Genomic DNA, 23932 nt, shown 5'->3' with positions numbered 1-23932 from the left:
AGGTCGTGAAAGAGTGATGAAACGACACGTCGGCGACCTCCGAAACGGTTTGGTGGAGTCCAAACGTACCATTCAGTATGAACTTCGAGCCAGATTCGACCGCCGTCGTCGTTATCGATATGCAAAACGGATTCTGCCACCCGGACGGGAGCCTCTACGCGCCGGGAAGCGAGGACGTTATCGACCGGATTCGGACGCTCCTCGCACGTGCGCGCGAGGAAGGTGCTTCGGTGGTGTTCACCCGCGACGTTCATCCGCCGGAGCAGTTCGAGGGAAACCACTATTACGACGAGTTCGAGCGCTGGGGCGAACACGTCGTTGAGGGGACGTGGGAGACGGAAATCGTGGACGAACTCGACGTACGGGAAGACGACCACATCGTCACCAAACACACCTACGACGCCTTCTACCAGACCGACCTCGAGGGCTATCTCGACAACCATGGCATCAAAGACCTGCTCATCTGCGGAACCCTGGCCAATGTCTGCGTACTTCACACCGCCGGGAGCGCCGGACTGCGGGATTTCAAGCCCGTCATCGTTGAGGACGCCGTCGGCTACATCGAGGAAGGTCACAAGGAGTACGCGGTGGAACACTCCGCATGGCTTTTCGGGGAGGGTGTGAAATCGGACGACATCGAGTTTGAGTGATCTCGTTCGGAGAACCCCAATCGAGATAGCCGAACGAACCAACAGTTCGGAGGCCCAAACACCAAACCAGTGCCAAAAGACGAGTCGGAAAACGGTGACCCCAAGGACGATAAAACGAATGCGCCCGAAGACGACGTGAACTACCGCGACCACCCCAAGAAGTACGGCGAAACTTACGAAATCGGGCGAACTGAAAAAGGCGTCTTCAAAGTCGAACCGTACAAATCGGAACTGCTTCCTCACTGGTCGTATGCCGGCCCCAAATCGGCGCGGAAATCCACGGAGAAACTCTTCGAGAAATACGAGGCATACCGGGAGGAAGACGACTTCGTGGGGATGGACATGGCGCGAAAATACTGCCAGATGGGATTTACGCGGGCGATGCGCTACGCAAAGTACCCCGGCGGAAAAAAGTACGACGATGGTGACGAACGCGAACCGGAACGGTAGGCAGACCCGGAAAAGCGTGAGGCGGCGAAGATTTTTAAACAAAAATGAGACGAGATTCGTCACGATGAAAAATACCAGCGGCTGAAAGACGAGTATCGAAATCGCACGCAGTAGTACGCAGACTTCAACGGTAGCGAATGCTCATGGAAATCGAGTCCCCGACAGAAAAGTCGTGCCCCGGACAGACGAGTTTCGCGCCGAATTGCTCGCGCGCCACGAACAGCGAGATGCCGGTAATCGGCGCTCCGTTCGCGTACACTTCCACGTCGTCCCACGTCACGGTTCGGCCGTCAGCCACGCCGACGGCCGAACCGGCAAGCGAGACGGAGTCCGGCGAGCGGTCGCCATTTCGGCACAGCGCGCCGCCACCTTCGTAGTGGGGCAATCCACCATCCATCACGACGCTTTCGCCATCCACCGTGCCCGCGATGCCTGCGAATCGCTCGCCGGGTGCAGGATGAGTCGGTGAATCGAGCACGACGAAGGTGTCGCCAGTCGCCACCACGCGACCACCACCGTCCCACGCTAGGGGTTCGATTTCGACCGTGAGGTCGATTGGAAGCGACCCGGAGGCCCGAACTGGGTTCGAATCCCGAGGGCGGAATCCGAGATGAATGTGGTTCGCGACCCACGGTGCGAAAAAGCCCGACCGAACCATCTCGCCCAACGAGTCGCCGACTTCGACCCGGTCGCCGATTTCGACGCCCGGTTTTACGTGGAGCATCCGAGCCAGATAGTCGCCGGTATCGACCACGATGAGGTAGTCGTGTGCCACGGCGTAGGGTTTCTGCGGTGCTGTCACCGTTCGGGTTTCGATCACCTCGCCAGCGACGGGGCTCGGGGTGCACGTCTCGCGAGTCGCTTCACTCCCTGCTCGACTGCCGGGATACAGGTCGATAGCACAGCCCTCGTCGTGGGCGGTGTACGGCGAGTTGTAGAGCGAGAAGCGTGGATAGCGCGCGAGCACCGCCGGTGAAAGCCCGACCATAATTTCACTTTGGACCGAGAGCGTTTACATACATCGGGTTACAATGGGGTGCTATGCGCGTGCTTCGTGGCCGGGCCGAAACGCGAGACGACGACCGAGCGGTCACAGCCGCGATGCTCTCCGAGACGGCAGAGAGTGGCGAAGCCGCCGTTCGAGTGTGGGCCCCGCACCGACAAATCGCGTTCGGACGGCGGGATGCTCGCGCCGACGAGTTCGACGTGGCGAAATCCGTCGCCGAGACGTGCGAGTTCGAGCCCGTCGAGCGAAGCGTCGGGGGGCGTGCAGTCGCCTACACCGGAACGACGGTCGCGTTCGCCCACACCGTCCCGCTTTCGGATATCCGGACAGGAATGGAAGAACGGTACTCCGAAACGACCGAGGCGGTGCAACGCGCCTTCTGGCGACTCGGCGTCCCCGCCCAACGTGGTGAACCGCCGCGCTCGTTCTGTCCCGGGGATTACTCGCTCCAATGGAACGGAAAGCTCGCGGGGGTCGCACAGCGTGTTCGAACCGGGGCGGCATTGGTTTCCGGCGTCGTCGTCGTGGACGACCACGGAGAAATCGCGGGCGTGCTCGACCCGATTTACGAGGCGCTCGATGTCCCGTTCGACCCGGACTCCGTCGGAAGCATCGCCAAAGCTGGAGGAGAAGCGAACCCAGACCGCGTCATCGAGACCATCGAAGCCCTGATCGTCGGCGAGGAGGAGACGACGGTCGAACACGTCGGCGACCGAGAGACTTAGGACGATTCCCAAACCACTGGCGGGTATGCTTACGATTCGGAACGCGACGCTCGCCGACGGGAGCAAGCGCGACGTTCGCATTGACACCGACGCGGGGAGAATCTCTGCGGTCGGGTCGTCACTGACGGAGTCCAGCGAAGTCATCGACGCGACGGGAAAACTACTTCTTCCGGGTGCAATCGACGCACACGTCCACTTCCGCCAACCTGGGTTTTCACACAAGGAAACGTGGGAGACGGGAAGCAAGAGCGCCGCCGCAGGCGGAGTCACAACGGTCGTTGACCAACCGAACACGAACCCGCCGACGATAGACGGCGATTCCTTCGACGAAAAGGCCGAACTGGCGACGGCATCCTACATCGATTACGGAATCAACGGCGGTGTCACACCGGAGTGGCAGCCCGAATCCCTCTTCGACCGTCCGGTTCTCGCGCTCGGCGAAGTGTTTCTCGCTGATTCGACGGGAGAGATGGGCATCGAGGAAGAGCTGTTCCGCGAGGCAGTCGAACGCGCCACGGAGGATTATTTGGTCGTGACAGTCCACGCCGAAGATGCGGACTTGTTCAACGAAGACGCGAAATCGCGCAACGACGATGATGCCGACGCGTGGAGTGCCTACCGGACGGCAGCGGCCGAAGCCGCCGCCGTCGAGCGCGCTTGCGAAATCGGGGAGGAAATCGGAGCGCGTCTGCACATCGCACACACCAGCACGCCCAAGGGCATCGACGCTGCACACGAAATCGGTGCGACGTGCGAAGTGACACCCCATCATCTATTTCTCTCGCGCGACGACCTCGACGAACTCGGGACGTTCGGGCGAATGAACCCGCCACTTCGAAGCGAGAAGCGACGCGAGGAGGTGTTCGCCCGGGTAGCGGACGGAACGGTCGATATGATCGCAACCGACCACGCGCCACATACCCGCGAGGAGAAGAACGCGAGCATCTGGGACGCGCCGAGTGGCGTTCCCGGGGTTGAAACGATGCTCCCGCTCTTGCTCGAGGAAGCTCGCAAAGGCACCCTAAGTTACGACCGCGTGGCAGACCTCACGGCCCGCAACCCGTCGAAAGTGTTCGGCCTGCCGCGAAAGGGTCGCATCGAGGAAGGCAGAATGGCCGACCTCGTGCTTGTTGACCCCGACGAGAGTCGAGAGATTCGGGGCGACGAGCTCCATTCGAACTGCGGTTGGACGCCGTTCGAGGGCAGGATGGGCGTCTTCCCAGAACTGACGATGGTTCGCGGGAACATCGTGTTCGAGGATGATGAGTTCGGTGACCCGGTCGGTGAGAACGTACGAGAATGAGCCTCGCAGGGAGGTTTTTTCACTGTCCTGTCCGTCGAACCCGCCTTCGAATCGGAAGATACCGTCAACATCGAAGTAGATAGCACTGTCGGAAATTCATCGACACGATTTCGTTCGAGCCGTTCAAAAACGCATCAAGCCTACGAGTATCGCAATTTTGAACGCCACAAATTCAAGTGGTTACAGGATTGACACGCACTCGTGCAAGCAGTCATCCTCGCCGCCGGAAAGGGAACCCGCCTCCGACCGCTGACCGACGAGAGACCGAAGGCGTTGGTCGAAGTAGCCGGAAAACCGATTCTCACACGGTGTTTCGAGACGGTTATCGAACTCGATGCCGACGAACTGGTCGTCGTCATCGGCTACGAAGGGGAGAAAATTCGAGAGCGGTATGGCGATTCATTTGCTGGTGTGCCGATAACGTACGTCCGGCAGGACGAGCAGGTAGGAATGGCACACGCGCTGTTGCAGGCCGAGCCGCAGGTCGATGACGATTTCATGTGCATGGACGGCGACTGCGTGATTCGATCCGACCTTCGCCCCCTCATCGAACGCCAGCAGGAAGGCGGAGTGGACGCTGTGCAGGAAGTCGAGTTTGTTTCGACCGAGGCGGCGCGCGTGAAGGCCATCTGCGACGTGACCGAGGAGAACGAACTGCGTGGAATTGAAAAAGAACCCGACGATCCACCGAATCCCAGCCTCGTTGCGGCGGGATTCGCCATCTACAGTCAGGCCATGTTCGACGCCTGTGCGGACACGGAACTGTCAGTTCGAGGCGAGTACGAACTCGCGGAATCGATTCACCGGTTCGTCGACGGAAAAACGATGGTGGCGATGACGACGGATGGGTGGTCGGTGAACGTCAACACGCCCGAGGAACGGAAACTGGCGGAACGGAGACTTCAGCAAGACAGCCCCTAGAAATCCAGCCGTCACGATTACTCGGTAGCGAGCCGAATATCGACCTTCCATGCAATCGGGGGAGATAACGATTCCAGTCGATGGAGTTCAACTCGAAGGAAACCTGGAAATCCCGCAGGGAGCGACAGGTCTCGTTCTCTTTGCACACGGAAGCGGAAGCAGTCGGAAGAGTCCGCGAAACAACTTCGTGGCCGAGCGACTGCGCGATTTCGGTCTCGGTACCTTGCTGTTTGACTTGCTCACCGAGGACGAGGACAGCGTATACGAAAATCGGTTCGACATCGGCCTCCTGACCGACCGCCTCGTTTCGGTCACCGAGTGGGTCAAAACGCGGACAGAGAAAAGCGACTATCCGCTTGGCTATTTCGGGTCAAGCACGGGTGCGGCCGCCGCCCTCCGTGCGGCGGCGCGCTACCCTGCGGTCGGAGCGGTCGTTTCGCGCGGCGGGCGCGTTGACCTCGCAACGGCAGTGCTGGACGAGGTGTCCGCGCCGACACTCTTCATCGTCGGTGGACAGGACACGCAGGTGCTCGAACTGAATCGGGAAGCGCACGCGCAGTTGACCTGCGAGAAAGAACTCGAAATCGTGGATGGTGCAGGGCACCTGTTCTCCGAATCGGGCGTGCTGGAAACGGTTGCAAACCTGACAGGCGAGTGGTTCGCGTCGAAACTCTCGCTACGGAAGGAATAGCGGGACGATTGCCAGCACCAAACCGAGAAGGGTGCAAAACAGCCCGTAGGCTTGATATCGTGCAGTGCCGAACTCGCTGAGTTCACCCGCCGACGCGACAGCAACACTATGTCTGATATAAGATATTTCTCGCGGTTTTGTCGCCATCGCAACCCCAATTCCGACGAGCAGCAACCCCACGAGCGTCGATTCGAGAACGATCATATCAGTCTCAACTATGATATGAAACCAAAAATCTTACGGCTCAATATGCCGCTCGTAAGACGAGCGTCATCAGACTCGCACCGACCATCCCCCCAGCACCGAGGCTACCGACGACTGTCATCGCGCGTCGAGAATCCGCCTCCGTCCAGTTGGAGTTCGAATCGAGACGTTCGTTCATGCTTTCGACGGCTTCTCCGGCGAAGACGGAACCGGACCAACCCAGCAGTGCGAATCCGAACGCGAGCGCCGCGACGGAAAACACCTTTCGACTTGCGAACGCCACCGTTTCCCCGGTCAGGACGACGACCAAAACACCGATAGCACCGAGCGCGACCCCGCCGAGTCCGAACCGGGAGACGAGGCGAACGCGCGGGAAAAGAAAACCGGACAGATTCATCAGTCAACGGTTTCGCGCATCCGCGGGTCGAGTGCGTCCCGCATCCCGTCACCGAGCAGGTTGAATCCCAACACCGTCACCGCGAGGAAGAGGCCGGGGAAGAACGACCACCACCACGCGCTCGGGACGCTGAACAGGCCATTTTTGACACCGTTCGAGAGCATGAGTCCCCACGATGGAGTTCCGGCCTCAGCACCAAACCCGAGGAACGACAGCGCCGCGAGGTCGATGATAGCGAGGCCGAAGTTGAGCGTACTCTGCACCGTAATCGGCGCGAGACAGTTCGGCAGGACGTGACGGATCAGCACGCGAGGGTTCTTCGCCCCGAGTGCCACCGTCGCGTCGATGTACTCGTCTTCGAGCACTTTCAGTGCCGCACCGCGGACGACACGCGCGAACCGCGGCGTGTACACGAGCGTCAACGCGGCGACTGCGCGCCAGAGACCCCATTTGTCCGGGAAGATGGCGACCAGCGCCAACGACAGCAAGAGTGCCGGGAACGCGAGCAGAACGTCCATCGTCCGCATGATGACGTTGTCCGTGAGGTCGCTGTAGTACGCCGCGACGATACCGAGGCCGACGCCGAGGAACGTCGAGGCGCTAACCGTGACCGTTCCGAACAGCATCGCGTACCACGCACCGTAGAGAACGCGAGGGAAGAGGTCTTGCGCTTGCAGGTTCGTTCCGAAGAAGAACTGCCCGCTCGGAGTGGCCAGGCTCGGTTGGGTGCCGATCTGTGTCTGCTTGATGGCACCGAGGTCGATCGTCAGCCGGGCGTAGACGGCGACCACGAGCATGAACAGGATAATGGCTAATCCGGTAACTGCGAGGCGATTCGACAGGAGTTCGGAAAGGAACGGCGACGCCCGCAGACGCTCTACAAAGCCGCGGGACGTGGCCGTTTCGCTGGATTCTGTTTGTGTGCTCATTGTTCAATCCTCGGGTCGAGGTAGGAGTACGTCACGTCCACGAACAGGTTGACAACCGTGAACAGGAACGCGAAGGTCAACACGGTTCCCTGTATCACCGGAAAGTCACCGACTTCGATGGCGTCCACGAGCATGCTTCCGATGCCCGGGATTCCGAAGACGGTTTCCGTCAGCACGGCCCCGCCGAGCAGGGTTCCGAACTGGATGCCGATGACGGTGACGACCGGAATCATCGCGTTCCGGAAGCCGTGTTTCATCACGGTGATTTTCGCACCTTGTCCCTTCGCGCGGGCAGTCCGCATGTAATCCTGCCGAATGATTTCCAGCATCGACGAGCGCATCATCCGCGAGATGAGCGCCATGGAGTAGATGCCGATGACTACGGCCGGTAGGATGAGGTGGAGTGCCGCCGACTTGAACGCCGGAATGTTCCAGTACAGCAGCGTGTCCAACGTGATGAGACCGGTTACCTGGTTGATACTGTACGCAGACCCGATACGGCCACTCGGTGGCACGAGACTCAGGTACTGGGCGAACAGCAGGATGAGCAGTGGCCCGCTCCAGTAAATCGGGATGCTGATTCCGGTCAGGGCACCGATACGAGTGAGATGGTCGGTGGCGGAGTCCTGCTTGATGGCGGAAATTATCCCGAGTGGGATTCCGAAGAGGATACCGAGGAACTGGCCATAAATCGCCATCTCGATTGTCACGGGCAGTCGGTTCCGGAGAATCTCGGAGACCGCAACGCCCTTCCGAATCTGATAGGATTCACCGAGGTCAAGTTGAATCGCGTCCCAGAGGAACTGTCCATACTGCACCCAGATGGGGCGATCTAACCCGAGTTCGTGGCGAACCTGCCGGACGAACTCCTCCGACGCACGTTGGCCTGCAACCACGCGCGCAGGATCACCCGGTGCGAGCTGGAGAATGGCAAATACGAACGTCGCCACCCCGAATAACACGGGAATGAGTAGCAACAGTCGTTTGACAACGAACCGCTTGGAGATCATCAGACGAAACTGAAACGCGCGGGATCAAAAAAGCCTCGTTAGCGAATCACAACCCGTTAGTTGATTTTCACCAGACGGAGGAACGGTCCGCTGATGGGTGCGAGTTCGAACCCGCTGACATTCTTGTGAACGCCGCGAAGGTCTTTCGCGTGGTCCATGAACACCCACGGTGCCTCGTCGTGCGCGATTTTACCGGCTTTCTTGTACTTCTCTTTACGCGTCGCCTCGTCGTAGGTCGCCTGCGCGTCCTCCACGAGTTTCATGTACTCCGTGTTCGCCCACGCCGCGGCGTCGAGCGTGTTGATGTTGTCGTGTTTGCTCGGGTCAACCCAGTCCTGCCCGCTCGGCACCTTGTCGATGGAGACGCCGGGGTGGAGCAGCGCGTAGTAGAAGTTGTCCGGGTCGGCGTTGTCCGTCATCCAGCCGAGGAAACACGCGTCGTGTTTGTACGAGTCGGTGTAGCTCAGGAACGGGTCGAACGCCTGTTGCTTGATGGTTACGTCGATACCGACCTTCTTCAGGTTCGATTTGACGGTGTTCGCCGCCTGAATCGGACTCGGGTTGTAGGTACGCGGGTTCTTGAACGTCGCCAGTTCGAACGAGAAGCCGTCAGCGTAGCCCGCTTCTTTGAGCAGTTTCTTAGCTTTCTCTGGGTTGTGTTCGTACGGACTGAGGCTATCGTTGTAGCCCATCACGCTGTTCGGGATGGGTTGACTGGCCTGTTTTGCGATACCCTTGAAAATGGTGTCCACGATACCCTTCGTGTCGATGGCGTGGCTGATGGCCTTTCGTACCTTCTTCTTCCGGAAGGCTTCGACCTTGGACATGTTAAACGCCATGTAGCCGACGTTGATACCGGCGTCAGAGACGAGTTTGGTGTCGCCGGATTTCTCCACCTGCTGTGAAGACTGCGCGCCGAGTCCGTCGATAATCTGTGCATCGCCGGAGATGAGCGTCTGTGCGCGCGACGTGTTGTTGCCGACGACCGTGAACACCACTTCGTCCACGTGCGGTCCTTCGCCCCAGTAATCGCTGTTCTTTTCGAGGCGAACGCGGTTGTTGCTCTTGTCCCACTTCTTCAGCTTGAACGGACCGGTGCCAACCGGGTCGGATTTGAGATCCTTACCCTTGTCTTTGATAGCCTTCTCGGAGTGAACCGCGGAGACGAACATCGCAAGGTTCGGCAGAATAGGCGCGTACTTCTTGCTCATCGTAATCTTCAGTTTGTGGTCGCTCGGGGCTTTGACGTTGTCGATGACGCCGAGCGTGTATGGACCGTACGACGATGCGTACGATTTGCCGGGGTAGTGCTCGTAGCTCTCGTCCACGAACCGACGGTACGTGGCGACGAAGTCGGAGGCAGTGAACTTCTCACCGTTGTGGAATTTCACGTTCTTCCGGAGGTCGAGGGTGACCGTTTTCCCGTCGACGTTCCAGTTCGTCGCGAGTCCCTCGGTCAGAGAGGTCTTACCGGGCTTGAACGCGATGAGCGTATTGTAAATCTGGTTCGTGACTTTCGCAGCCTCGCCGCTCGTCGTGTTCTGGAAGTCGAGCGAGCCGGATTTGTCACCGCGAGCGTAGGTGAGCGTGCCGCCACTGTTACCGTCACCGTCGCCGTCGCCACTGCCGTCGTTTTTGTTACCGTCTCCGCCGAGACAGCCAGCGAGTGCCGCCGCGGCAGCAGCACCGCCAGCCGCTTTCAAGAAACTACGTCTATTCGTTGCGTTATCGCGTGACGCCATACAGCACTGTGGTCACATGTGCCATATAAACATACCGAACCGATAATAGATAGTGTACGTACGAAACACTGCATGAAATCAGTCGATAGTCGTGATTCGTTATCCACACATTTATTGAAAATTTGGAATTTGAGGTGGAGCAACAGTCCACTCAACGAAACCAAATTCACTTCACCACCTGTGTCTCCCTCGGAAAGGGTCGTCTCGAAACTGTCACGTCATATGTTGGCATTCATCAAATAAGCCAGCGATAATAGAAATTTTTCTGCCGGACAAGACCGTGAATCCCCACATTTAGATGAAATTCGTACCGCATCAGCGACCGTGTATCAGACTAGTAGAAATAGCGGGAAACAGAGGGAAAGCCAACTATTCCGGCTGGTCGTAGAGGTGGCAGGCCGATGGGTGCGCGGAATCCTGTAGCACCGGGCTGTCGCGCTCACAGACGCTCGTAAACCGTTCGCGGAGGAGCGACTCGGCGGATTCCCAGTCGCCGTTTTCGAGATGGTCGAACGACCGTTCGATGATGTCGCGGGGTTCACCCGTCGGTTTGGTTTCGAACAGCCGACTCCAAAGCACGGCATGGAAGGAACCGCTCGCCACCGACCCCCCGTCGGTTGCCGTCACCTCTTGAACCGGAGCAGTACCCTCCGTCGCCTGCTCACGAACCGATTCGAGGTTGATGGCGCGGTTTTCGACTCGTTCGCGGTAATCCATCACCTGCCGGAACGCTTGCTGATCGATATCCATTCCCTCCGTCGGGATGATTTTCGGACAGCGAGTTCGGAAGTGACAGCCACTCGGTGGGTCGATGGGCGACGGAACGTCACCTTCGAGGATGATTCGGTCGTCGGTGTCTGCCCGTGGGTCGGGTTCAGGAATCGCCGAAAGCAACGCTTGTGTGTAGGGATGCTTCGGGTCGGCGAACAGTTCGTCGGTGTCCGCGACTTCGACGATTTCGCCGAGATACATCACTGCCACGCGGTCGGAGATGTGGCGAACGACCGAAAGGTCGTGGGCGATGAACAGGTAGGTCAGACCGAACTCCTCCTGTAAGTCTTCGAGCAGGTTGATGATTTGGGCCTGCACGGACACGTCCAGTGCCGACACCGGTTCGTCGGCGACGATGAAGTCAGGGTCGACCGCGAGTGCGCGGGCGATGCCGACGCGCTGGCGCTGGCCGCCGGAAATTTCGTGCGGGTAGCGGTCGCGTTGGCCCGGTTCGAGACCGACGTTTTCCATCAGTTCGACGACGCGCTCGTCGCGATTGCCTTTCGCGAGACCGTGGATCTTCAGCGGTTCGGCGATGATCTGTCCGACCGTCATCCGGGGGTCGAGACTGGACAGCGGATCTTGGAAGATCATCTGCATGTCCTTTCGGGTTTCGCGGAGTCCGTCGTCGTCCAACCCGCCGAGATCGGTTCCGGCGAAGACGACGCGTCCGTCAGTCAACTCTTCGAGACGGAGAAGTGACCGTCCGGCAGTCGATTTTCCACAGCCGGACTCGCCGACGAGTCCGAGGGTTTCGCCCTCGTAGATGTCGAACGAGACGCCATCGACCGCTTTCACGCTGTCGTCGCCTTCGGAGAGCCATTTATCGAGATAGTCGTCCGCACGCGAGTAGTGTTTTTTCAACTGGTCAACCGTCACGAGTGACTCGCCGGTTTCGTGTCCTCCGGCTGAGACGCTCTCGTACTCCTCGATATACTCTTCCTTGTCGAAATCGTCGAGGACACATTTCGCACGGTGGTCAACGTCGTCGGGGCCGTGTTGCAGGTTCGGAATCTCGCCCTGCGTACACTCCGGCTTGGCCCACGGACATCGCGGTGCGAAGTGGCATCCTTCAGGCATGTTGATGAGGTCGGGAACGTTGCCGTCGATCGGCGTCAGTCGTTCTCGATCCTCGCTTGGGATGGATTCGAGCAGTGCGTAGGTGTAGGGATGGCTCGGGTTGTGGAAGATCTCGTCCACCGGGCCGACCTCGACGAGGTCACCCGCGTACATGACCGCGACGCGGTCGCAAGTTTCGGCGACGACGCCGAGGTCGTGGGTAATCATGAAGACGGACATGCCCAGTTCGTCCTGTAAGTCGTTGATGAGGTCGAGAATCTGGGCCTGAATCGTCACGTCCAGCGCCGTCGTCGGTTCGTCCGCGATGAGCAGTTTCGGTTTGCAAGCGAGCGCGATGGCAATGAGGACACGCTGGCGCATCCCGCCGGAGAACTCGTGGGGATACTCATCGACGCGGGATGCAGGTTCCGAAATCCCGACCTCCTCCAGAATGTCGATGGTATCCTGGAGGAGTTCTTCGTCCATATCGCCGCCGCCGAGTTTCGGCGCGATTTCACGAACCGCGTTCCACCAGTTGTCCTTCCGTTTACCGCCGTACTGATGGAGACGGAGACTCTCCGCGACTTGCTCGCCCACCGTGAGCGCGGGGTTGAGCGAGGTCATCGGGTCTTGGAAAATCATTCCCATCTCCCCGCCGCGGATGTCCCGCATGACGGATTCGGGTGCGGACATGATGTCGATGTAGCCCTCGTCCGGGAAGATGTACTCCCCGACACCGTTCGGGTACTTGTCGGCGAACTTTTCGGCGATTTCGTCGTGCTGGAACTCGATGTTGCCCGCCGCGATTTCGCCCGGGTCGTCGATGAGTTGCATCGCGGAAAGCGCGGTAACACTCTTTCCGGATCCCGATTCGCCGACGAGTCCGACCGTCTCACCCTCGCGGATGGTCAGTTCGAAATCGTCCACCGCCTTGACCGTTCCCCGCTCCGTATGGAACTGCGTCTTGAGATTCGAGATGGACAGTAGATCGGTCACAGTTACGCGGGTATCCTTGTCGGGTGAGCAAAAATCGTTCGGTTGGGTGTAGCATGCGACACAGCGATGAAATGATGGGTTTCGAGTTGAAACCGGCCGAAAAGAGTAGTCTGCGACCTACAACCGAAGCACCATCTCCAACTCGAAACTCTCCGCGTCCGCTGTTTCGAAGCCGACGTTTCGGTAGAGGTTCACGGCGGCGCGGTTCCATCGTTCCACCGTGAGCCACACCTTTTCGATATCCTGTTCCTTTCCGTAGCCGAGCAGGGTACGAATGAGGTGCGACCCGATACCCGCGCGCTGATACTCCTGATGGACGAAGATGGCGAGTTCGTAGGCGGAGTCACCGTCCGGAACGAGGGTTGCGTGGCCCGCGACTGCGTCGCCGTGCCACGCGACGACGTTGAGTCCGTCGCCGTCGGTCAGCGTCTCGATCCAGTCCCGAACCCGCCGTTCCGTGGCAGGGGGGATGCCCTGCGCACGGTCGGCGGGGTCGAAATCGACGTACATCTCGATGAGACCCTCCTCGTCGCCCCCCTCGAAGGGTCGGATTTCGATGTCCCGCTCCTCGCGGTCGGTGAACGAGAGCGGCGGTTCCGGAAACGGCCCTGCCGCTTCGTCCGGAAAGCGTCGGTTGTCGTTCATCGTACCAGTTTAACCGAAACGTGGGAGTTCAACAGGACGAATTCGGCGATATGTCCGAGCCGAATCTTCCCCATCGGACTGCGCTGGCCCCCGCCGAGAACGATTTGGTCGTAGCCCTCGCTTTCGGCGATATCGAGCAGTCGGCTTCCGGGGTCGCCCGACACGTCACGGACGGCAGCATCGAGGTCAGCATCCGAAAGCACCGTTTCTACCTTCTCGCCGATTTCGTCTTTCGACCGTTCGCTTTCCGGATTGTCGAGGATGGCCACCGTCAAATCGTCGCCCGCGAGCGCGGCACGCGAGACGGTTTGTTCGAGTGCGGTGAAAGAGTCGTCGCTTCCACCGGTTCCCAATAATACTTTCATACTACCCCCATACCCGCCAGGTGCCAAAACAATTGGGTGCGATACGCTTTTGCACCCTGCTTGGTAACGACGGCGTATGTCGAACGACCCCTCCCCGCCGGAATCCGAGACGGAGGATGCAACGGACGAACCGGACGAGTTTTCGACGGACGACACGGCACCAGAGAGAACTGAATCCACACCGGACGCTCCCGAATCCGCTCCGGACGCCTCCGAGGCCGCACCCGATGCGACCGCCGATTCCCCCTCCGAATCCACCGCTGATTCCACTCCCGAACTCCCGCCGGACGTACAGAAGTACGCGCGCTTCAAGAAAATGGACGGCGCGCAGTACGACCGTGTCAACGAATTCCTGCGCGACCGGACGTACATCACCGCGCGCGAGTGGGCAATTGCTCGCCTCTGTGCCGACTTCCGAACCGAAACGGGCGTCGAGATGACGAAAATCGGCGACAACCTGCCGTATCTCATTCCCTTCATGACCGACACGTACACGCCGCAGGCGGTCAACCAAGCGCGGTCGGCGTTCGAAGAGAAGGTTCGAAAAGCGGGAGCGACGTTCCTCTACGGCGCGATGTCCGGCTTTTTCACCGCCGAGGAGTTGGACGACGTGATGTACGAGGTAACCGAGGTTGCGAAGTTCCTCCTCGAAGTCGAGGGCGTTGACCTCTCCGTGGACGATGAACTCGCCGCTGAAGATCGGATTTCCAACGTCATGCGCGAGGTGCGCGAATCGAGCGAGCAGTTGCGCCACGACGAGATGGAGTGCCCGCACTGCGGACGCGAAATCGGCGAGGAAGAGTAACTATTCGTCTGCGTCGGTCGCTTTCGTATCGTCCGCCTCGGTATCGTCCGCTTCCGCATCGTCCGCGTCCTCGGGTTCCGGCGGTTGGAACACCGTCGGGTCGTCGTGGGTGAACTGAACGCGGTCTTCGCTCAGCGTTCTAAGGAAGGTGTACATCGTTCCGGCGTCCATCGCATCTGCGAGCATCTTCTCGGCACCCTGCACGTCGTAGTACGTCGGGTAGCAGACAGCGATTTCGGCGTCGTGGTCTTCCATGATGACGACGACGAAAACGATGTTGTCGCTCATCGCGCGGTACGCCTCGAACGCGTCAAACTCGATGCCCTCATCGAGCAGTGCCTCGACTTCCTCGAACTCGTTGTCCGGCACGAGCACGTCCAGTCCGAACTCGTCGTCCTCTTCGTTCCAGAGTGGCGTTACGTCGCCCGGATGGAGGAGCAGAGTCTCCCACCCGGATTCCTCGTACTCCGCCGCCGTCGCTTCCATGTCGGCGATGACGTTCTCCCAGAATGGCATCGCTCGTGAGTGTGCCGTAACGTTCGGCGTCGTCCCGTCCATACACCGATGGGCGGCTTTTTCGCGTAAAAACGTTGTGTCATCGCGGGTCGCCGAGCGGAGATGATTCCGACCGCTCTGGACACGAGCTCGTCCTCAATGTGTGGCGATTCGAGGGGACACTAAATATTCGACTGACCCTGACCCCTCGGCAAACGCGTAGCGAAGTGCGAGGGGCATATCGGTACCGAGCTGGAGGTCGATTTCAATATCCCGAGGCATCGCCCGATTGATGGCTTTCAGATAGTCGATGGAGAACAGCGAACGTGCGTCGCCGGACGTAAATTCGACGAGGTCGTTCGCGGGCAGTGTAAGCGAGATGTCGTCGATATCACCCTCTGCTTCGGCGTAGAACGTTTCCTGCTCGGCATCGATGCCGAGCACGACGTGATTCGAAACCATATCCGCGGCCCGCACTGCGCGGTCGATTTCTTCGGCGTCGGTGACGAGTCCGCCTGGAAATTCGAAAGAAAGATTCGCTTTATCGAGCAACGACGGATACGAGCCTCGAGTTCGAAACGGTGTTGAACGAAGCGATCAACATGGCCGAGGTGAAAGACGACCGAGTTGCGACCGTCCAACTCGATTTTACCTTTCACTCCCTTACCGTAGACCAGTTGCTCCACAAGTTAGAAGCGGGCGAAACGCTGTCGCTCACCGAAATCACATATCTGCACGAAAGCGACGAGGTCAGAATGGACGAGCTAGCACAGTATTTCAGGGATGCCGAGGAGACAGCCTCGGAAATCGACGACGGACGGATTCAATCGAAAGTGACCAATTTCTGAACCGCCGTTTCGATGCGGTCGAGCGGACGGGAAGCTCAGACCGAAAGAACGGGTTGGCTGGCGTACAACAGCACGTACTCAGCGGCCTTTTCCAACACTTCGCCGGGTTCGCCGGAGAGGGGTTCCCGCGGGATGACGAGGAAGTCAGCGTCGATTTCGTCGGCACAGTCGAGGACGGCGCTGCCGGGATGCTGGAGTTTCCGTCGAGTCGAGAACCCGAGCGCAATCGAATTGGATAGGCTGACGCCCGCGTCGTCCGCGACGGCGCGGGTGCTGTCGATGAATGACTCGGTTTCGACGACCACGTCGTCTTCCTCCACGGCTCCTGTCTCGACTGCACGAGTCATCTCCTCACCGAGGACGTAGAGCGCGTGGACGCTCGCGCCGTATTTCTTGGCGATGGCGACTGCGTACTCGATGGCTCGAACCGATTCATCGCTCCCGTCAACCGGAACGAGCACTGTGTTCACTTCGACTGGCGACTCGGTCATATGCGTGGGTGTGCGCAGGTGGGCAAAAAAGCTTCCTCACAGCGTCTACGAGATAACGTGGTCAGTAGAAAGTGAACGATAGTGAGCACGAGGCATTTACGACGTAGAACCAACCTATCCGCTACCAACAAACCGCAATCCGGTGAGATTGCGGTTTGGGTGCAACCTTGCCCCGTCGGGCATCTTGATAACTGTTAACATAGTATTTAGTGATTTGGATTAGCGCAATATACTACCTCAGCGTTTATGAGCGATGCAGAAAGATGGGGAAACAATGTTAGACACCGTCGTCATCGCCACTGATGGCTCCGAAAGCGTCGAGCGTGCGGTTACGGTCGCACTCGACCTCGCGCGCCGGTTCGACGCCGAGATTCACGCGCTGTACGTCGTGGACACCGGCGAGGTCGAATCGTCCCCCGAAACGCTTCGTGAGGAGTTGCACGCCGCCCTCGAATCGCAGGGTGAAACGGCACTCGAATCGGTACGCGAACACGCCGACCGAGACATCGTCACCGCGGTACGGGAAGGAGATCCCGCCGCCGAAGTCAGCGAATACGTCCGTGACAACGACGCCGATATGGTCGCGACGGGAACCAGAGGACGCCACGGCGAAAACCGATTCCTTATCGGAAGCGTCGCGGAGCGCGTCGTCCGAACCTGTCCGACGCCCGTGATGACGGTTCGACAACTCGACCCCAACGAGGCGTAACTAACGTTTACTTTCATCGACAGCCTTCCCATCGCGTGGGCCGTCATCCCAGTCGTACTCGGCTATCTGAAATTCAATTATCAAATTTCTCATAAGTTGAGAACGTACCCACCGTCACTGAAAATTCCACGGAGGATGGAAGAGTGCATAGTATTTAGAACAATATTTATTAGCACATAAGAAAGTCATAAGAGCAATAAATTAGTTGTGCCGTTGCTAGATGGTTAGAGACAACCAAACGGAAAAGTCTGACAATTCGAGAATCGAAACGAGCAGTTCGCGGCGAGGATTTCTGAAGTCGAACGGAGCACTCATGGCAGCGACGGCCGGATTCACCGGAATCGGCGCGGCGGACGAGGGGCGTTCATCGTTCACGATTCGGGAGGGAACCGAGGTGTACGTGATGAACTCCGGCGAACCCGGTCCGACGGCGGTCGTCGGCGGCGGGATGCACGGCAACGAGGAAAGCGGCTACCGCGCGGCGGACGACGTTGCGACGTGGTCGGTTGATAGGGGAACGCTCGTCGTGATTCCACGGGCGAATCCGGTTGCCATCGAAGGCGGGACGTACTCGAACGACAACGGGAACCTCAATCGAAAGTTCACCCCCGGAAAGGAACCGAGAACCGCACTCGCCCGCGCGATTTGGAGCGCCATCGACAGCCACAACCCGAAAACGGTGCTCAACCTTCACAGTTCGAAAGGACTCTATCGTGAGGCGGAAGGGCCGGACGACGACGGACAGGCCATCTACCCGACGCTCTCCGAAGGGGCGGAGGTGGACGCGACGATGACTGCGAGATACATGAACAAGTACCATCTCGATGATTCGCGTCCGGAGTATTACGAATTCAAGCGCGGCAACCTCATCGACGGCGACAGTCCGCTTCTGATCCACAAAGTTTTCGAGGACATGTACATCCCCGGCTACATCGTGGAAACGACGCGCTACGGCACTTCTCTCGATACGCGGGTCAATTGGACGCTCAACATGGTTCGCTATCTCCTCCGCCGAAACGGAATGGACAGGACGTACGAGTAGCTAACTGTCTCGTCCGCAGAACCGGGAACTCTTTGCGTCGCGCGTCTGAGAGACGGTATGAAAGATTGGGTCATCGACGACGACAACCTCTCGCTCGAACGCAAATCGCTGTTGCCGGGCGAGGGCTTTTTTATCCCAGATTCCGTCGAGGAGCACCGAGAAGAGCAAGAAGCACAGGATACCCTGTCCGGCGCTGACGTAGCCGTCGTCGCCGACCCGGACGCCGACGGACTGGCCGCGACGGCGCTCGTCCGCGAGGCGTACGGCGAAGGCGCGCTCATCGACGCGGGACCACACGACCTCGGCGACGCACTCGAACGCGTCGTCGCCTACAGTGAACCCGGCGCGACCATCTTCGTGTGTGACCTCTGTCCCGATGCCTACGAGGATATTGCCGAAGAGTTGGAAACCCTCGTCAGCGAAGCCGACGAAGTGTTCTGGTACGACCACCACCAGTGGGACGACACCGTCGCCGACGCGGTTCGCGCCGCGGGTGTCGAACTCGTCGTCGGAGAATCCGAGGAGGAATGTACCGCCGACGTGGTCGCCCGGTCGCTCGATTACGAATTCCCGGACTATTTCGTCGAACTCGCGGCGGTCACGCGCGACCACGACCTGTGGCTCCGTGAAGACCCGCGAAGTGACGACCTCGCGGACTACTCCTACTGGTCGGAACCCGAGGAGTACATGGAAGTCATCCAAGAACACGGCGCAGACCTCCCCACGGAGGTACAGGAGTTCCTCGCCGAACAGCGCGTCGAGAAAGAGGCTCTCGTAAAGCGCGCGGTCGAACGCGCCGATATGAAGGAAATCGGCGACTGGACGGTTGGCGTCACCTACGGTCGCTGTTCCCAGAACGAAGTCGCCGAGGCGATGCGCGAACAGGGTGCGGACGCCTCTGTCGTCGTCAAGCCCGCCGGAAGCGCGAGCATTCGCGGCACGGACGAATTCGAGCGATGCCACGAAGTCGCCCGACAGGTCAACGGTGGCGGCCACCCGAAAGCCGCAGGCTGTAAGCCGAGCATCTACGACGACATGCTCGATTACGCCCACCACTGGACGACACAGGGCGCAGTGGCGAAACAAGTCATTCTGGAGGCGTTTTGGAACCTGAAACACGAGGACGACGAGAAGGAAGACGAGACGGAAGAAGACGAGTCGGACGAGTAGCATCGCGGTATCGCGATTCGAAGAAAATCGAGGAGCGGTCAGGGGAGGAGCGACCGCATCAGTGCTCGCTGTTGTTCTGCGATATCGTCGTCGCCGTCGTACCAGAGGTCGAACCATGCGAGCGGCCAAAGTTGGGTGATGAAGAGGTACGCCCGGCGCATCGCCTCGAATCCCACGTCGCGCGAGAGGTCGTTCGTCTCGCGATAGCCCGCTTCGAGCGCGCTCCGGACGAGATGGCGACGGTCAGCGTCGAGCGGGAGACGTCCACAGAGGTACTGCTCGGTCTGTACGAGGTCGTACTCACCGTGTCCCGTGGAGGGGTCCCCCCAGTCGAGAACCGTGCGAACCGCGCCAGTTTCCGGTTCAACGAGCAAATTCCCGAATCGGTAGTCGGCGTGAATGAGAACCGGTTCGGGGTCGGCCGGAACCGCGTCGAGGTGGGTGTCGAGACCGGCACGGAGGTCATCGAGCATGTCGGAAAACCGGGTGTCCTCGATGCGCTCGAACCCACTTTCCGCGGAGCGTCGGAGTTCCGACGGCAAATCTTCGCCAGGGTCGGCGACCACGAGGTCGCCGACGGTCGGGTCACGGTCTGCGTCTTGGCTTGCACGAAGCCCCCCGAATCCATCAAACGACGCAGCGAAATGGAGTTCGCCGAGGTGTCGTCCCGCGTCGTGTGCAGTTCGTTCGAGAGCATCATCGGTGAGCGACCGCGGGCCGGAAATCTGCTCACCGGATGCACGTTCCATCAGGAAAAACGGCGCGGGCAGGTCGGCGTGATCATCAACGTAGCCGAGAACGTCCGGAACCGGAATCTCGGTTCGACGACTCACGAGGTCGAGGATTCGTGGTTCCACTCGAAACGAGGGCGGGTCAACGAATGAACAGGCCTTCAGAACACATTTCCGAGCGGTGTCCGGCATTTCGACAGTCACGAAAAACACATCGTCGGTACCCTCATCCGCCGGAATCACGTCTTCGACCGCCCGGTTTCCGAGAATCGTCTGAACCATCCGGGGAACGGACTCGATATCCACACTCGTACCGGTCATAGCAACTACAGTCCGCTCATTGCTACGGTTGTAGAAGTCTTATGATGTCGAATGGTCAACAGCAAACGGCAAGACTCGGGTCGTTTAATTCGGGGCGCAACGACAACCCCGTATGAGCATTTTCGACACCGACGATGCCATCATCGGCATGGTTCATCTGTCATCCCTTCCCGGTTCGCCCGGTTATGACGGCAATTTCGATACGATTCGAACCCGCGCGCTCACTGACGCTCACACGCTCGAATCCGGCGGTGTAGATGCCATCATGGTGGAGAACTTCGGTGATTCGCCGTTTTATCGCGACGACGTGCCGAAGCACATCGTCGCGTCGATGACCCGCATCGTGACCGAACTCCGGCAGGCGGTGGACTGCCCGCTCGGCGTGAACATCCTGCGAAACGACGCCGAATCAGCCCTGTCGATTGCAACCGCCGCCGGAGCGGATTTCATCCGCGTGAACGTTCACACCGGCGCGCGGCTGACTGACCAAGGTATCATCGAAGGGAACGCACACGAGACCCTGCGACTCCGCGACCAAATCGATTCGGACGTGAAAATATTCGCCGACATCGACGTGAAACACTCCGCACCCGTGGCGGAGCGGCCTCTGAGCGAACTAGTGGATGAAACCCTCGGACGTGGACGCGCGGACGGGGTGGTAGTCAGCGGCGTCGGAACCGGCCACGAGGTCGATACCGACCTGCTCGAATCGGCCGTCTCGGCTCGGGACGAAACCGGTTCGGACGCACCCGTGCTGGTCGGCAGTGGCACGACGGGGGAAAACGTGGCGGACTTATTGGAAATCGCGGACGGTGCCATTGTGGGAACCGCACTGAAAGAAGGCGGAGAGACGACGAACGAGGTTGATGAGGAGAAAGTCAGCGAACTCGTCTCGCGCGTTCACCCCGAGGCGTAACGTTGTCTTACGGTTCAGACGTAGCGTTCAGGACTGTCTTTGAATATCTCCTTCCATCCCGTTCACTCACGGAAGACGTGCGTTTCACCGTCGTACTCGGTCTACACGGGCGGGATATCGGCACCGGATTGGTGAACGGAGAGACCTCCACGGAGAGGGCACCTATCGGAATAATAGACGCTCGTCTCGTTCGAATATCGACCGGCGGGAAAATATAGCACCGTTGATGAGTTCAACCGCGTTCTCGGTTGTCGAGACAGTTCTTCACGTTCTCAGTGAAATGACCGGTTCGTTGTGTCAAGCCAGGTTATCGGGTTATGCTGCGCACTTCTCGTCTTTCTCACCGGAACTGTCCTGGTCGCTTTCGTTGCTCGCCTCCGCTTCGGCGATCTGTTTGTTTTGGTTGCGCTGATAGTTGATCTGTTCTGCCGTCGCACTGCCGTCATTCGTGGCGAACGCGACCGCACTGTGCTGTTCGTTGACGTTCAACTGCTCGACGTACTGCTTTTGGGTGATGGAAGCGACTGCTTTCTGCCGGTTGACCTGCTTACCACCGTTGTCGTAGCTAACTGCCCACGAACCGTCACCCTTGGCGTCCTCGCCACTCAGCACTGACGTCGCCTTCCAGTTCGCGTCTTCGATATTCACCGCGGCCGCCTTTGCGATCTGCGCGTTGAAGTTCGTCTGGTAGCTGTACTGCGTCGCGTACGCATCGCTCCGTTTGAGGGCGATAGAGACGGCCGCGTTCTGCATACTGCTGTTCAGCTGGTAGACGTTCTGGAACTGTTCGACGGTCGCCGACGCACCCTGTTTGTTCGACTGCTTCTTGCCGCCGTCCATTCGCTTCACGTCCGAGTCAGAGAAGTCACCCTGCATGTTGGCGGACGCTGCGGCCTCCTTCGCGGACAGTGGATCGAAGTTTATGGCCTCGGCTTTCGCAACCTGCTTGTTGTTGTTGAACTGGCAGCTCACCTGCCACGCTTTTGCGGTGCTTCCTTCCCCGACCGCGATGGCGACTGCAACGCCCTGTTCGGTGACGTTGAGCTGGTTGACATCCTGCCACTGTTTGACCGACGACTTGGCACTCTGTTTGTCACCGTCGCCGATGTTTATCGCCGCGGCTTTCGCGCTCTGTACGTTCTTGTTCTTCTGATAGCTTCGCTGGTACGAGCGGGAGTAACTACCGCCCTCAGCGACCGCAATGGCGGTGCTCTGGCTGCTGTAGTTGACCTGTTCTACTTTCTGTTTTTGTTTTATCTTCGCTTCGGCAGACTGTTCGCTCTGATAGACGTGGTCGCTGACGACCCATCCGGAGAATTCACGTGAGTCGGTATCCCCTGCAAAGATGACGTAAACGTCGTTGACACCCTCGAACGTGTGTTTTTTCTTCTTCTGTTGTGCGTTGATCGACTGTGCATCACCAGCCTGCGTGTTTTTGTTGTTCTGATACGTTCGCTGAATCGCGTCCGCCATCCCACCGTCGATGGAAATAGCGACAGCGTTCTCCTGCTGGTTGACGTTCAGCTGGTCGACGTTCTGGTACTGAACGACTCTCGAGTACGATTTCTGCGAATTCGATTGGAGGTCACCCTTGTGGTTTTTCAGCCACGATTTGAGGTCGGTCGAGGACGTGTCGGCACCAAAGACGAGGTACACGTTCTTCCCGTCCGCGTTCGTGTGCCCGTCCGATCCGGCGGTCGATGAGGTAGAAAACACGGCGCCAGCACCGATACCGGCCGCGATACCTTTTACGTAGTCTCTTCGATTGAGGTTGCTCATATTACCTTTGTTTTTTCGCATGTTGCGAGATGGAGAAAGACGGATTCACACTTCGTTATGAGCTTCCTGATAGAATAATTAGAGAGTAATCAGTACCTACAACACCGTTATGGTGAATAATCATTGCTTCTCGGGTAGCAATTATTGTTTTGGACAGTGATTTGTTGTTCGAATGCCACATAATTTAGTCTCCGAAATTGATAGTACGAGCTTTGAGTTGGGGAAGAAAAATCGAAATACACTGACAGAGCACGTTACGCTCGGTTAACGGACGATACCGGCAAGGAATCACTGTCGTATGGGTGTGTATACTGTACAAGCATCAGCCAAGAGATCAGAGATAGGGTCACCATCTCAACCACAGTTCCACATTGGAACGGCCCCATCGCTGTGAGCGGGCGAGAACAAAGCCGAAGGCTAACGGCCCACGCCCTCGGAACGTTTGCTATTCTACGGTCTGCGGAACACGTAGGTTACTCCGGCACGCTCGATTCGAATCGCGCCAGCGTTGTGGTCGAATACGAGCGCGTCGGCCCGGCCGTCGAAATCGTGCAACGGCATGCCCGCGGTGACGTGGCCATCGCGAGAGATGGTGAATCGAGCGACGCCCATTCTGGCGATGAGTTTCGCATCGTGTGTATCGACGTTCGGGGCGAATCGGTGGAGGTTGTCCGCGATTGCGTCCCAGTCGGAGATGGGTACGCGGGTTGCCATGGAGAGATAGACGACGGGAACCGTAAAATCGGTATCGCTGGGGTCGG

Annotated in this window: 27 protein-coding genes; 12 read left to right on the top strand and 15 right to left on the bottom strand. The window is 58.9% G+C overall.

Features of this window, described 5'->3' with window-relative positions; all coding sequences use genetic code 11:
• The first annotated feature begins 77 nt into the window (after nt 1–77).
• Complete coding sequence (locus ACN2TU_RS25185; RefSeq protein WP_435159388.1) at nt 78–650, top strand: cysteine hydrolase family protein; 573 nt, start codon at nt 78–80, stop codon at nt 648–650.
• A 69-nt stretch (nt 651–719) separates the two neighbouring features.
• Nucleotides 720–1100: a DUF4385 family protein gene (locus ACN2TU_RS25180; protein ID WP_435159386.1), complete on the top strand. Its 381-nt coding sequence runs from the start codon at nt 720–722 to the stop codon at nt 1098–1100.
• Nucleotides 1101–1224: 124 nt separating this feature from the next.
• Here ACN2TU_RS25180 and ACN2TU_RS25175 read toward each other — a convergent pair whose 3' ends face one another.
• Complete coding sequence (locus ACN2TU_RS25175; RefSeq protein WP_435159384.1) at nt 1225–2088, bottom strand: DUF8155 domain-containing protein; 864 nt, start codon at nt 2086–2088, stop codon at nt 1225–1227.
• A 53-nt stretch (nt 2089–2141) separates the two neighbouring features.
• Here ACN2TU_RS25175 and ACN2TU_RS25170 point away from each other — a divergent pair, with 53 nt between their 5' ends.
• The 4 genes from ACN2TU_RS25170 (at nt 2142) to ACN2TU_RS25155 (ending at nt 5746) form a co-directional block, all read left to right on the top strand.
• A complete protein-coding gene (locus ACN2TU_RS25170) occupies nt 2142–2831 on the top strand; it encodes a lipoate--protein ligase family protein (protein ID WP_435159382.1) in 690 nt (229 codons plus the stop codon).
• 25 nt (nt 2832–2856) lie between these two features.
• A complete protein-coding gene (locus tag ACN2TU_RS25165; RefSeq protein ID WP_435159380.1) occupies nt 2857–4134 on the top strand; it encodes a dihydroorotase in 1278 nt (425 codons plus the stop codon).
• Between the two features lie 201 nt (nt 4135–4335).
• Nucleotides 4336–5055 carry a sugar phosphate nucleotidyltransferase gene (locus ACN2TU_RS25160; protein WP_435159378.1) on the top strand — a complete coding sequence of 240 codons (720 nt, stop codon included), beginning with the start codon at nt 4336–4338 and terminating at the stop codon, nt 5053–5055.
• Between the two features lie 49 nt (nt 5056–5104).
• Complete coding sequence (locus tag ACN2TU_RS25155; RefSeq protein ID WP_435159377.1) at nt 5105–5746, top strand: dienelactone hydrolase family protein; 642 nt, start codon at nt 5105–5107, stop codon at nt 5744–5746.
• Here ACN2TU_RS25155 and ACN2TU_RS25150 read toward each other — a convergent pair.
• From ACN2TU_RS25150 to ACN2TU_RS25115, 8 genes are all read right to left on the bottom strand, one after another.
• A complete protein-coding gene (locus ACN2TU_RS25150; RefSeq protein ID WP_435159376.1) occupies nt 5732–5950 on the bottom strand; it encodes a DUF6199 family natural product biosynthesis protein in 219 nt (72 codons plus the stop codon). The two genes, ACN2TU_RS25155 and ACN2TU_RS25150, sit on opposite strands and share 15 nt — an antisense overlap.
• A gap of 40 nt (nt 5951–5990) precedes the next feature.
• Nucleotides 5991–6347 (bottom strand): DUF7268 family protein, encoded by a 357-nt coding sequence (locus ACN2TU_RS25145; protein ID WP_435159375.1) that lies wholly within the window; start codon nt 6345–6347, stop codon nt 5991–5993.
• Nucleotides 6347–7276, bottom strand: coding sequence for an ABC transporter permease (locus ACN2TU_RS25140; protein ID WP_435159373.1), 930 nt, complete (start codon nt 7274–7276; stop codon nt 6347–6349). Before ACN2TU_RS25140 ends, ACN2TU_RS25145 begins: the two co-directional genes overlap by 1 nt.
• Nucleotides 7273–8286, bottom strand: coding sequence for an ABC transporter permease (locus tag ACN2TU_RS25135; protein WP_435159371.1), 1014 nt, complete (start codon nt 8284–8286; stop codon nt 7273–7275). Before ACN2TU_RS25135 ends, ACN2TU_RS25140 begins: the two co-directional genes overlap by 4 nt.
• Nucleotides 8287–8342: 56 nt before the next feature.
• On the bottom strand, nt 8343–10028 hold the full coding sequence (locus ACN2TU_RS25130; protein ID WP_435159369.1) for an ABC transporter substrate-binding protein: 1686 nt from the start codon (nt 10026–10028) through the stop codon (nt 8343–8345).
• 369 nt (nt 10029–10397) lie between these two features.
• Nucleotides 10398–12854 carry an ABC transporter ATP-binding protein gene (locus ACN2TU_RS25125; protein WP_435159367.1) on the bottom strand — a complete coding sequence of 819 codons (2457 nt, stop codon included), beginning with the start codon at nt 12852–12854 and terminating at the stop codon, nt 10398–10400.
• Nucleotides 12855–12971: 117 nt separating this feature from the next.
• Complete coding sequence (locus ACN2TU_RS25120; RefSeq protein WP_435159365.1) at nt 12972–13499, bottom strand: GNAT family N-acetyltransferase; 528 nt, start codon at nt 13497–13499, stop codon at nt 12972–12974.
• A complete protein-coding gene (locus ACN2TU_RS25115) occupies nt 13496–13864 on the bottom strand; it encodes a universal stress protein (RefSeq protein ID WP_435159363.1) in 369 nt (122 codons plus the stop codon). Before ACN2TU_RS25115 ends, ACN2TU_RS25120 begins: the two co-directional genes overlap by 4 nt.
• 76 nt (nt 13865–13940) lie before the next feature.
• Here ACN2TU_RS25115 and ACN2TU_RS25110 point away from each other — a divergent pair, with 76 nt between their 5' ends.
• A complete protein-coding gene (locus ACN2TU_RS25110; protein WP_435159361.1) occupies nt 13941–14669 on the top strand; it encodes a DUF5806 family protein in 729 nt (242 codons plus the stop codon).
• Here ACN2TU_RS25110 and ACN2TU_RS25105 read toward each other — a convergent pair whose 3' ends face one another.
• Both ACN2TU_RS25105 and ACN2TU_RS25100 read right to left on the bottom strand, forming a co-directional pair.
• The gene (locus ACN2TU_RS25105; RefSeq protein ID WP_435159359.1) at nt 14670–15227 is read right to left on the bottom strand and encodes a DUF7529 family protein; all 558 of its coding nucleotides are present in this window, start codon (nt 15225–15227) and stop codon (nt 14670–14672) included.
• 93 nt (nt 15228–15320) lie between these two features.
• Complete coding sequence (locus tag ACN2TU_RS25100; protein ID WP_435159357.1) at nt 15321–15716, bottom strand: hypothetical protein; 396 nt, start codon at nt 15714–15716, stop codon at nt 15321–15323.
• Nucleotides 15717–15745: 29 nt separating this feature from the next.
• Here ACN2TU_RS25100 and ACN2TU_RS25095 point away from each other — a divergent pair, with 29 nt between their 5' ends.
• Nucleotides 15746–16012, top strand: a complete 267-nt coding sequence (locus tag ACN2TU_RS25095; protein ID WP_435159355.1) for a DUF8102 family protein — start codon at nt 15746–15748, stop codon at nt 16010–16012.
• Nucleotides 16013–16047: 35 nt separating this feature from the next.
• On the opposite strand, the gene ACN2TU_RS25090 is transcribed toward ACN2TU_RS25095, so the two are convergent.
• The gene (locus ACN2TU_RS25090) at nt 16048–16503 is read right to left on the bottom strand and encodes a universal stress protein (RefSeq protein WP_435159353.1); all 456 of its coding nucleotides are present in this window, start codon (nt 16501–16503) and stop codon (nt 16048–16050) included.
• 274 nt (nt 16504–16777) lie between these two features.
• Here ACN2TU_RS25090 and ACN2TU_RS25085 point away from each other — a divergent pair, with 274 nt between their 5' ends.
• The 3 genes from ACN2TU_RS25085 (at nt 16778) to ACN2TU_RS25075 (ending at nt 19424) form a co-directional block, all read left to right on the top strand.
• Nucleotides 16778–17212, top strand: a complete 435-nt coding sequence (locus ACN2TU_RS25085) for a universal stress protein (RefSeq protein WP_435159351.1) — start codon at nt 16778–16780, stop codon at nt 17210–17212.
• 313 nt (nt 17213–17525) lie between these two features.
• Nucleotides 17526–18254, top strand: a complete 729-nt coding sequence (locus ACN2TU_RS25080; protein ID WP_435159349.1) for a M14 family metallopeptidase — start codon at nt 17526–17528, stop codon at nt 18252–18254.
• 57 nt (nt 18255–18311) lie between these two features.
• A complete protein-coding gene (locus ACN2TU_RS25075) occupies nt 18312–19424 on the top strand; it encodes a DHH family phosphoesterase (protein WP_435159347.1) in 1113 nt (370 codons plus the stop codon).
• Nucleotides 19425–19462: 38 nt separating this feature from the next.
• Here the strand turns inward: ACN2TU_RS25075 and ACN2TU_RS25070 are convergent, their stop codons facing one another.
• Nucleotides 19463–20476, bottom strand: a complete 1014-nt coding sequence (locus ACN2TU_RS25070) for a phosphotransferase family protein (RefSeq protein ID WP_435159345.1) — start codon at nt 20474–20476, stop codon at nt 19463–19465.
• A 112-nt stretch (nt 20477–20588) separates the two neighbouring features.
• Between ACN2TU_RS25070 and ACN2TU_RS25065 the strand changes: the two genes are divergently transcribed.
• On the top strand, nt 20589–21392 hold the full coding sequence (locus ACN2TU_RS25065) for a BtpA/SgcQ family protein (protein WP_435159343.1): 804 nt from the start codon (nt 20589–20591) through the stop codon (nt 21390–21392).
• A gap of 315 nt (nt 21393–21707) precedes the next feature.
• Here ACN2TU_RS25065 and ACN2TU_RS25060 read toward each other — a convergent pair whose 3' ends face one another.
• Both ACN2TU_RS25060 and ACN2TU_RS25055 read right to left on the bottom strand, forming a co-directional pair.
• Nucleotides 21708–23171: a hypothetical protein gene (locus ACN2TU_RS25060; protein WP_435159341.1), complete on the bottom strand. Its 1464-nt coding sequence runs from the start codon at nt 23169–23171 to the stop codon at nt 21708–21710.
• Nucleotides 23172–23621: 450 nt separating this feature from the next.
• Nucleotides 23622–23885, bottom strand: a complete 264-nt coding sequence (locus tag ACN2TU_RS25055; RefSeq protein ID WP_435159339.1) for a hypothetical protein — start codon at nt 23883–23885, stop codon at nt 23622–23624.
• Nucleotides 23886–23932: the final 47 nt, after the last annotated feature.

The sequence above is a fragment of the Haladaptatus marinus genome, from assembly GCF_051194195.1.
Note: the sequence above shows the minus strand (reverse complement) of the source record. Positions and strands in the feature narration are given on the sequence as shown.